Annotated in this window: 12 protein-coding genes; 8 read left to right on the top strand and 4 right to left on the bottom strand. The window is 35.2% G+C overall.

Going from position 1 to position 10367, the window contains the following annotated elements; genetic code table 11:
• A partial coding sequence (locus H5T45_06460; GenBank protein MBC7129353.1) for an IS1 family transposase occupies positions 1–230 on the bottom strand: 230 nt, incomplete at its 3' end.
• A 167-nt stretch (positions 231–397) separates the two neighbouring features.
• Here H5T45_06460 and H5T45_06455 point away from each other — a divergent pair.
• The 4 genes from H5T45_06455 to H5T45_06440 all read left to right on the top strand — a co-directional run bounded on the left by H5T45_06455 (position 398) and on the right by H5T45_06440 (position 3601).
• The gene (locus H5T45_06455; GenBank protein MBC7129352.1) at positions 398–1102 is read left to right on the top strand and encodes an endonuclease/exonuclease/phosphatase family protein; all 705 of its coding nucleotides are present in this window, start codon (positions 398–400) and stop codon (positions 1100–1102) included.
• 141 nt (positions 1103–1243) lie between these two features.
• Positions 1244–1981, top strand: a complete 738-nt coding sequence (gene larB, locus H5T45_06450) for a nickel pincer cofactor biosynthesis protein LarB (GenBank protein ID MBC7129351.1) — start codon at positions 1244–1246, stop codon at positions 1979–1981.
• Complete coding sequence (larC, locus tag H5T45_06445; protein MBC7129350.1) at positions 1978–3129, top strand: nickel pincer cofactor biosynthesis protein LarC; 1152 nt, start codon at positions 1978–1980, stop codon at positions 3127–3129. Before larB ends, larC begins: the two co-directional genes overlap by 4 nt.
• Before the next feature lie 37 nt (positions 3130–3166).
• Entirely contained in the window at positions 3167–3601 is a 435-nt protein-coding gene (locus tag H5T45_06440; GenBank protein ID MBC7129349.1) for a hypothetical protein, read from the top strand.
• On the opposite strand, the gene H5T45_06435 is transcribed toward H5T45_06440, so the two are convergent.
• Positions 3602–4801, bottom strand: a complete 1200-nt coding sequence (locus H5T45_06435) for a PLP-dependent aminotransferase family protein (protein MBC7129348.1) — start codon at positions 4799–4801, stop codon at positions 3602–3604. It abuts the gene before it with no gap.
• Between the two features lie 101 nt (positions 4802–4902).
• Here H5T45_06435 and H5T45_06430 point away from each other — a divergent pair, with 101 nt between their 5' ends.
• Genes H5T45_06430 through H5T45_06420 form a run of 3 tightly spaced genes read left to right on the top strand, consistent with a single transcriptional unit; the run spans position 4903 to position 8696 of the window.
• Positions 4903–5526, top strand: coding sequence for a hypothetical protein (locus H5T45_06430; GenBank protein ID MBC7129347.1), 624 nt, complete (start codon positions 4903–4905; stop codon positions 5524–5526).
• Entirely contained in the window at positions 5527–6798 is a 1272-nt protein-coding gene (locus H5T45_06425) for an amidohydrolase (protein MBC7129346.1), read from the top strand. It begins immediately after the preceding gene.
• A 38-nt stretch (positions 6799–6836) separates the two neighbouring features.
• Positions 6837–8696: a hypothetical protein gene (locus H5T45_06420; protein ID MBC7129345.1), complete on the top strand. Its 1860-nt coding sequence runs from the start codon at positions 6837–6839 to the stop codon at positions 8694–8696.
• 8 nt (positions 8697–8704) lie between these two features.
• Here the strand turns inward: H5T45_06420 and H5T45_06415 are convergent, their stop codons facing one another.
• Both H5T45_06415 and H5T45_06410 read right to left on the bottom strand, forming a co-directional pair.
• On the bottom strand, positions 8705–9565 hold the full coding sequence (locus H5T45_06415; GenBank protein ID MBC7129344.1) for a DUF89 family protein: 861 nt from the start codon (positions 9563–9565) through the stop codon (positions 8705–8707).
• A complete protein-coding gene (locus H5T45_06410; protein ID MBC7129343.1) occupies positions 9565–10092 on the bottom strand; it encodes an acetate uptake transporter in 528 nt (175 codons plus the stop codon). Before H5T45_06410 ends, H5T45_06415 begins: the two co-directional genes overlap by 1 nt.
• Before the next feature lie 112 nt (positions 10093–10204).
• Here H5T45_06410 and H5T45_06405 point away from each other — a divergent pair.
• Positions 10205–10367: sigma-70 region 4 domain-containing protein (locus tag H5T45_06405; protein MBC7129342.1), on the top strand; the 163-nt coding region annotated here is incomplete at its 3' end.

Raw genomic sequence — 10367 nt, 5'->3', positions numbered from 1 at the left:
CCTTCATGTTGCCATATATAATCCCTTATTTTGGACAGAGATAATCCTTCTGCATATAAATGGAGAACTTTCAAAATTATTTCTTTTGGGTACATCATTTTTTCAAATCCATCTCTTTCAACAAATCTTCTTTTGCATCCATTGCATTTATAAATCTGCTTTACAACATGCTTATTGTATCTTTTACCCGCCTTTACAACATCTTCACATCCACAATATGGGCATTTCATTTTCCATCCCCTTAAATGGAAAATGAAAATATGTTTATAAATATCACGAAATTTTCGGGGAATCGAAAAATGAAAAAACATATATATTCTATGTCTAATTTCACTGCCTTACTCATTCAAACATAGAAGAAAGAAATTATATAGGTTAGGTCTAATAGGGGTGCAAAATGAAATTTAAGATTCTGACGTGGAATATAAATAAAGCAGCATATACAAGAGAAAATCTTTGGAAATATCTCAAAGAATTAGATTTTGATGTTGGACTTTTTCAAGAAGTGTACATAATTCCTCATGAAATGAGAAAGAATTATCATATTGTGCGAGGAGAAATGAATGCCATATTACTTAAGCGGGATAAATTCACGAATGTAGAAAATATTTTGCATGTTAATTCAGAAAATGGTTTTGTCTATGACTTCTCTGTTTCTTGTGAAACATATATATTTGGAAATAAATTAGTTTTTATAAGTATTTACAATTATATAGGTACATATTTAAGTGATTTTTCAGAGTTTTTAGAAATTCTCTATAAATATATTCAAGGTAACAGAGGCAAGATAATCATCATCGGAGGCGATCTCAATATGGATAAAAAATTTCAAAAACAACTTAGAAAATGGGGTTCACTTGCAATAGAAATGGGGAAAAAATTATCCGAATTTGGGTATATAGACGTGCTTTATGAAAAGTACGGTGAAAATGCATTCACTTTTCTCGCTCGTTCTAATAAAAAACCATACCAATTGGATTACCTTTTTATCCCAAAAGATGTCAAGCTTGTTGATGTCAAAGTTGGAGATAAAAATGAAATTTTCAATACAAGACCAAGATTATCTGATCATTTGCCAATAATTGCAACAGTAAATATTTAGGAAAATAGAATTCAAACAACAAAAATACTTTCTTATGTAAGTTTGATTGGGGTTTAAAACCACGCAATTTATGGCGATGTGTATGCATTAAAACGCTTTTTATTGCCACAAACATTTAAATTTTACAATTTTATTGACATGATGGAAGTTGAGGAATTGCTGAAGAAAGTAAAGGAAGGGAAGATAAGCATTGAGGAAGCAAAGAAGATGCTAAAAATTCTTCCTTTTAAGGACATTGGTTTTGCAAAAATTGACTTTCATCGCAGAATAAGGCGGGAAATCCCAGAAGTAATATATGCTGAAGGAAAAACAAAAGAGCAGATAAAAAAAATTGTTGAAGAAATGCTTCCAGTCGAGAAAATTTTCATAACAAGGGCAAGCGATAAAACATATAAAATGCTTAAGGGCTTAAAAAATTGCAGATACTATAAGGAATGCGGAATGATTGTGATAGGAAAAAAGAAAAAAACAAGGAGAAAAAGTTATATAGTTGTCGCATCCGCAGGCACAGCAGACTTAAAAGTTGCGGAAGAAGCAAGCGTGACCGCTGAGGAACTTGGAAGCAGGGTAAAAAGGATATATGATGTTGGAGTTGCAGGCATTCATAGGATAATTAATTTTGCCGAGGATATTGAAAAGGCAAGTGTTGTTGTTGCTGTTGCTGGTATGGATGGAATTCTTCCAACAATAATATCAAATTTCACATCCTCACCAGTTATAGCTGTTCCAACAAGCATTGGATATGGAACTGGAATAAACGGGCTTGCTGCCCTTATGAGCATGCTAAACAGTTGCTCTCCTGGAATAGTTATTGTCAATATTGATAATGGATTTGGGGCGGGGGTTGCTGCCCATCTGATAGACAGGAGGATAAAATGATTGCATATATTGATATAGTATCTGGAATAAGCGGTGATATGTTTCTTGCATCCCTTATTGATGCTGGCTTTTCCTTAAAAAAGTTAAGGGAAGAAATTGATAAGCTTGGAATAGAAGTAGATATAGAAGTAAAAAAAGTGAAGGATGTTGTTGAGGGAACCTCTCTAATTATTTCCTCGCCAGATAGAAAATTCAGGAATTTGAGAGTTATTTCAAAAATAATAGATGAAAGCGATATTGACGGGGATATAAAAAATAAGGCGAAAAAAATTTTTAATGAAATTGCAAAGGCGGAGGCAAAAATTCATGGAACGGGCATTGAAAAAGTTCATTTTCACGAACTTGGGGCGGTTGATACAATTGTTGATATAGTTGGCTCCCTTGTTGCTCTAAAAAATTTAAAAATAGAAAAGCTCTATTCTTCCCCTCCAGTTTTAGGAAGAGGAAAAATTAAATGCGAGCATGGCATTCTTCCTTTGCCTGCTCCTGCAACTCTTGAATTGCTGAAAGGTAAGAGGGTAATTTTTTCTTCAGTGGAAGGGGAGACAACAACTCCAACAGGCGCCGCATTGCTCGGCATGGCATCTTTTGGATGGCCTGAGATGGAGGTTAAGAGAATTGGGTATGGAATGGGGAAAAATAGGCTTGCAATTCCAAATTTTTTGAGAGTTGTTATTGGAAAAGAGGTTTGCGAGGAGGGGATTTATGTAATAGAAACAAATATAGATGATATGAATCCTGAATTTTTTCCCTATTTAATTGACAGGATTTTAAAAAGCGGTGCAAATGATGCTTTTATCGTGCCCGTTATTATGAAAAAGGGGAGGAGCGGAATTTTGCTGAAAGTTATATCAACATATGATAAAATCGAGGAAATAAAGAAAATTATATTTGAAGAAACAACAACATTAGGACTGAGATATTATAAAGTTAAGAGGGATGTTATTGAAAGGGAAATAAGGAAAATAGAAACAAAATATGGGGAAATTAGTGTTAAAATAGGATATCACAATGGCAAAATTGTAAGTATATCACCTGAGTATGAGGATTGCAGGAAAATTGCCGAGAAAAAAAGGGTTCCACTAAAAGAAATATATGAAGAAGCGAAAAGAAGAGCATTTTTGCTCTGTCAGAACAATTTTGATTAAAGTTAGCAATATATATAGATTTCGCATTTATTGTTTAATGATTGAAGAAATGCTCTCATATAATAAAACAGCATATAAAAAGCAAAATATTTCATCAATAGATAGCGATCATGGCATATTTATTTTGAATGGAAACAAGGAATTAATTTTTGCAGATAGCATGGCAAGAAAAAAGTTGAAATATTTAAAAAATAGCAAAAGCATAAGGTTATATCCAATAATTGAGAATGGAGAAACAATTTTTTATTTCGGATTTATAGATGAAAGCAGGGCAAAGGAGAAAATTTTTAGGGAAGAAATTGCCCATTATTTCTTCAATCCAATTGCAATAGCAAAAGGATATATCTCTCTCCTGGAGGAAAAAGAGCTCGATTACGATACTTCTTTAAAAATTGGAAAAATAAGGGAAGCCATTGAAAGAATAGAAAATGTTGTTAAAAATATTGTTATGAATGGGGAGATAAGGGAATAGTTAAATTCTTTTCTTTATAACATTTGCAAGCCTTCTTATTCCTTCTCTAACCATTTCATCTTCTGGATTTGTGAAATTAAGGCGCATGGTGTTTTCCCCGCTTCCATCAACATGAAATGCCTTTCCATGAACATACGCAACCTTTTCATTTATTGCATCTGATAGCATTTCAATTGTGCTTATATGCTTCGGGAGTTCAACCCATAAAAACATTCCTCCTTTTGGTCTCGTCCATTTACAGCCAGGCGGGAAATATTCTTCGAGGGCTGAAAGCATTATATCTCTTTTCCTCTTATACATCTCTATAATTTTCGGTATATGCTTTTCAATGTAACCATTCTTTATATAATGATATGCAATTGCCTGGGTAAATCCAGGAGCGCACAAATCCATTGACTGCTTCGCAAGAACCATTTTTTTGCTGATCTCCTCGCCCCCAATAACATAGGCCAGCCTGAAGCCTGGCGCCAGTATTTTTGAAAATGTTGCCATATAAATTACTCTCCCTTCCGTATCATATGATTTTATTGCTCTCAGCGGTTTTCCCTCGAATCTTAGTCTTTCATATGGCTCATCTTCAACAATTATGAGGTTATGTTCATTTGCGAGCTCAATCATTCTTTTTCTCCTCTCCTCAGAAAGCTCAACGCCCGCTGGATTCTGAAAAGTAGGCACAGTATAAATCATTTTAATTTTTTCCCCTTTCTTTTTCAACTCCTTTATCTTTTCCTCAAGCAAATCAACCCTCATGCCATTTTCATCGAGGGGCACACCAACCAGCTTTGCCCCATACGCAAGAAATGCATTTATTGCTCCAAGATATGTTGGTAATGCAACAAAAATAACATCCCCCTCATCAATAAATACCCTTCCCACAATATCCAATGCCTGCTGGGAGCCAACAGTAATGAAAAGTTCATCAAATTTTGTTTCAATCCCGTGCTTCTTTACATATTTTGCAAGTTCCTCCCTGAATTCCGCCAGCCCGCCCGTTGCGCCATATTGGAGGGCTTTGACAGGCTCTTCCTCAAGAATTTTATTTACTATCTCTCTTATGTCATTTACTGGAAATGCTTTTGGATTTGGCAGGCCACCAGCAAAAGATATTACACCAGGTTTCTGAGAAATTTCGAGCAACTCCCTTATTTCAGAAGAGCGAATTCTTTTCAACCTTGCTGAATACATATTTTCAAAACCCATTAGATGTAATACAACATTGTTTAATAATTCTTTTCTTTGATAAATGTTAGCAAGCGCCATTCAAAATGATAAAGCTTAATAATTAATAATATATTTTAAACATGGATAGTTTAATAGGATTTATTGCTGGATTGGTAGTGGGAATAGTTGCGGTTTCTGTTGCTGTTGAACTTGCATGGAAAAAAAGTGTGCCAGAAAAAACATGCAAATTGCTTAAAAAATGGAGCCTTTCAGAATTAAAAAATCCCCTTATAGTCGCTGAAAAAATAAGCATCGAGCCGCCAGCGGATGCAAAGGTTGTTGTTGCAACGCCCAGCCCTAAGATAAAAAATGCGGTTGAAAATGAGCAAGCAGTCGGAAATTATGCAGTTGGGCTTACAAAAGCTTATATATTTGCGGGCGAGATAAAGGAAAATCAGATTGCTTTTGTGATCTCTGATGAAGATATATTGAAAGAATTGAGGGCGAATTTTTATGAGCTTTACAGGAAAAAAGAAAAACCAGCTTCATATGTTCCAACTAAGGGTAAATTGAGGGTGAGAGGTGTTGTTAAAGCGATTTTCCCATACAGGGACGGATATATCATGAGGGTTGCTTATGAAGATGGCGTGCTCGGTGTCCTTTTGAAGGAAAGAATGGATGTTGAAGGAAGAAAGGTGGAAGTGGAAGGAGAAATAACTGAATATCCTTTTGTAACTCCATATAATATAATATTGCTCGATTAAATGAGTATATTAATAAAAAATTCAAAAATAGTTACCCAGGACACAAAAAGAAGGATAATAGAAGGAGATGTCTATATAGAAGATGATAGAATTGTTGAAATAGGAAAAATTTCCCATGAAGCGGATTTTTTAATAAAAAATAGAATAGTTATACCTGGATTAATAAACATGCATACCCATCTGCCAATGACTCTTTTTAGGGGCTATGGAGATGATATGAAGCTGGAAGAGTGGCTTACAAAGAAGATATGGCCAGTCGAAGCAAAACTTCGCAAAAAACATATTGCCAGTGGAACAAAACTTGCATTTATTGAGATGATCTCAACTGGAACAACATGCTGTGCGGATATGTATTTTTTTGAGGATGAAATAGCAAATCAGGCAAAAAAATTTGGTATGAGATGCTTTGCTGGCTTCAGCATCCTTGATTTTGACACACCAGAGATGAAAAAAGAAAATCTTATGAAAGAATGCGAAAAATTTTTAAGGAAATGGAAAAATGATGAAATAGTTAGACCAGTTGTTGCTCCTCACTCAGTTTATACATGCTCCCCAGAAACTTTGAAGAAAGCAGGGGAAATTGCCAGAAAATACAATGTTTTCCTCCATATACATTGCTCGGAAACAAGGAAAGAAGTTTATGACTGTGTTAAGAATTATGGAGTGAGGCCGTTGCAGCAAATTAAAAAAAGCGGATTGCTTAAAAGGAAAACAATACTTGCTCACTGCTGTTGGCTCACAAGAGAAGAAGTTAATGAAATAGCAAAATCAAAAGCATGCGTCGCTCATAATCCAGTTAGCAACATGAAGCTCGCCACCGGCGGCTTTACCCCCCTGCCAGAGCTTCTTGAAAAAAATGCTTTTGTTACGCTTGGCACGGATGGGGCGGCGAGCAATAACAAGCTTGACATGTTTGAGACGATGAAATTTTGCTCTCTTGTGCATAAGCAACATAGATGGGATGCAAGCGTTGCAGATGCCCAGCAGGTTTTTGATATGGCTACAACTAATGCATATCGCTTCCTTGGTATAGATGGAGGAGTTATAAAAGAAGGGAAAAAAGCGGATTTAGTGTGCATTAATGTAAAATCTCCAAATCTTATTCCATGCCATAATGTTATTTCAAATATTGTTTATTCTGCGAACTCAATGAATGTAAGCGATGTTATAATAAATGGAAAATTGCTGATGAATGATAAAAAAATGAGATTTGATGTTGAAAGAATTTATGAGGAGGTAGAAAAAGCGAAAGAGGAGCTTTTTGCTCAGTAAAAATTATATTCTAAATTGTATTTAGAAATGGTGATAAAATGAGGAAAATAATTATAGCTGGAATAGTTGGTATAGCCCTTCTTTTAAGTGCAACAGGGGTTGATAACAGAAAAAGCACAAAAAATTTTGAAATCGCTGGCTATGCGGACATATACAGCGATGCATATAGCAACGCTTATTATACTTCATCTCCAGGAAAACCAATGCTACCATATTATGTTAAGCTCTATGTTTTCCCTCTTGGAAGCAAGGTTAGCATAGAATGCACTCCAAAAATGATAGAAAAGAAGAAAGCAAGTGTATTAATCGCTCCGCCAGCCATAGCATATGGAACAAATATAAGATATGAAGGTGATGATGAGACATATGAAGTATATCCAGAGAATTGGTATAGCATTAATGAATATGGCGGGCTTTATGAAGGAAAATTATCAACAATTGTTGCTCTTCATCTATATCCAGTAAGATACATTGCAAAAGAAAATATGGTTGAGATAGCAAATGATTTTGAAATAAAAGTTGATTATAAACCAAGCAATGTAATTTCAGAAAGTGAAAAAGATTTGCTGATAATATATCCTTCTGAATGGGAAAATGAAATAGTGAGGTTAATTCAGCACAAAGAAGAAAAAGGCTTGAGGGTAATTTCTGAGAAAGTAGAGAACATTTATTCCAGTTATGAGGGAAGGGATGGAGCTGAGAAGGTTAAATATTTCATAAAAGATATGCTTGAAGAATATGGTATAAAATATGTTATGCTTGTGGGGGGTAAAAAATCTTACTTTACAGGTAACTGGGGAATGGATGGAGCAACAACAAGCAATGATGAGCTATGGTATTGTCCTGTAAGATATGCTGCACTTGATGATCAAGCAGAATTCGGCTATTTAAGCGACTTATATTTTGCAGATATATATAATGCGAATGGCACATTTTCATCATGGGATACAAACGGCGATGGCATTTTTGGGGCGTGGTCATTTAAATATGGAAAGGACAAGCTTGATTTGGCTCCGGATGTATATGTTGGAAGGCTTGCTTGCAGAAGCTTGAAGGAATTGCAGAATTTGATTGACAAGATAATTAATTATGAAAACAATGCATATGGCAAGGAATGGTTCAATAAAATGCTTTTAATTGGAGGAGATACTTTTGGAGGAAATGATGTTTTTGAAGGAGAGGTATCTACTTCATGGTTCTATGATAATTATATGGCAGATAAATTTGTTAAAACAAGCCTTTATGTATCTGATGGAACCCTTACCTATGGATATGCTGAACCAAACTATTTTGCTGGCAAGTTTGCATGGGTAAATGTTATAAAAACTTTCAGCACTGGCTTTGGATTTGTTGCAATGGACGGACATGGAAGCCCAACTGCATGGGCAACCCACTTCACAAATGGAGAGGGACCATGGGTAAATGGATTGATGACTTACAATATGGATTTATTGAGCAATGGAGAAATGCAGCCAATTGTGGTTATAGGGGGATGCCACAACAGCGAATTTAACATAAGCCTTCTTGATGATTTACAAAATCCTTGGACATATCAGCCAACCTATGAATGCTTCAGCTGGCATTTAGTAAAGATGGCAAATAAAGGAGCAATAGCAACTTTTGGAAATACTGGCTTGGGCTATGGACAGGGAGGAGGATATGATGACAACAAAAATGGAATACCTGATGAAGTAGAATACTTTGGAGGATTTATTGAGGATAGATTCTTCCATGCGTATGGGTCAAAAGGAAAGAATATGCTGGGCGAAGCATGGGGAACCGCAATAACTGACTACATAACAGTTCGCGACCCAATGAAAGATGCAATTGATTGCAAAACAGTTGAAGAATGGGTGTTGCTCGGCGACCCGAGCTTAAAAATAGGGGGATATCCCTAACCTCTTCCCTATTCATATATTTTTAAAATATTTTTCGATTTCTCTGCCCCTATACTTTTTGCTATCGGTTCGCATTTAACCCTCATTAAATATGCTATTGGCTTGTATCTTGTTTCTGAAAATGCCTCATAATTTGCCATTCCCTTACATATTATAATAGATGCCTCCCCCAATTTCGTCTTCAATTTCTCACTTATTCCAGAAAAATCCACTCCAACAGAAAACTTTCCTGTTGTTAATACTTCATCAACAATATCTTGCATTCCAATTTTTATTGCATCTTCATAAGTTGCATCTGTTAATATTGGATATTTCTTGCATACAAGAGAGATGCTGACATCATATTCCTTTAACTTCTCGCATACAATTTTATCAAAGACTATTTCCCCGCAGTTATCTGTAAAATATAGAATATTCCCTTTCAAATATTTTTCCATCTTTTCAAAATCATTTATGTAAAATCCTTCGTTTAAATATTCTTCGAATTTTGAAAAAAGTTCCTGAGGAGAGGATGCACTTCCTTCTATTCCAAAATCTATTGAATTTGCTACTATTGAGCATAATATTGCTTTTTCAAGTTTATTCTCGCTATTTTCTATGATTTTTTTTGCTTTTGGTAAAATTGATAGAGCCATTCTATTGCTTTCCTCCTTTAAATTTTTATAGGGATCCTTTCCTATCAATTCATAAGCCAATGCATGTATTTCTGTTGCAATTTCTGCAGAGCTTCTTTTTGGATCATATATCTCTGAAAATTTTTCAAGAACTTTCTTCATTATATAATGCAATTTTTCCTCATCAACTACAAGTTTTGATTCAAAAATCACCCTTTTTAAGAGACAGGGAATGCAAGCATAATTTATTTTCATTATAGGATTACCTTATTTCCATAAAATTCATTTATCAATTCGCCAGCAGAAACATACCATGCAAGAAGTGAGCAAACAATCCCAACTGCCCCTCCAATTTTTGAACTGAATGAAAAAATTGATGCAAGACCAAGAGCAAAGAATGTTAGCCAAAGAGTTAGAAAAACAAGAGAAACAGCCTTTCCCACTTTAAGAGAAGGAATCCACATGTAAAAAGTGAATATTCCCCATGCAATCAGCATAAAACCAGTTTCCTTTGCTGTAAAATTCAAAAGCCCGCATAACTTAAAAATTTCAGCGAGCCCGAAGGAAAGCCAGAATGCTCCATATGAAGAAAAAGCAGTGCCAGCAAAATTATTTTCTGCTTTAAATGCCAGCATGCCAGCGCAAAACTGCGCCATCCCGCCATAGAAAAGGGCGAGAGAAATTACAATTCCTCCTTCCATAAAGCCAAGATTATGCAGAGACAGCAAGAAGGTTGTCAGTGCAAATGCGGCAAGTCCCAGAGGAGAGGGGTTCAACTTCATCGATGGATATACATTTTTAATATAAAATTTTAACTTTTTGAGCTGTAAAGTAAACACAGATCGGTAACATTTCTTAAACCAATTTCCCATTCTTTATAGGAGGGAATGGGAAATGTCACATGTTACTCCAGAAATGAGGAGAATAATGGTTATGGCAAAGAAGGCAGGAAAGAAAACAAAAGAAATTGCTGAATTTCTTGGAATAAGCAGAAAAACTGTATGGAAGTGGAATAAAAGAGCACATCATCCAGGAAAGGAAAGTTTTAGAGATAAAT

This window comes from Thermoplasmatales archaeon (assembly GCA_014361245.1).
In the GTDB taxonomy this organism is placed as follows: domain Archaea; phylum Thermoplasmatota; class E2; order UBA202; family JdFR-43; genus JACIWB01.
Note: the sequence above shows the minus strand (reverse complement) of the source record. Positions and strands in the feature narration are given on the sequence as shown.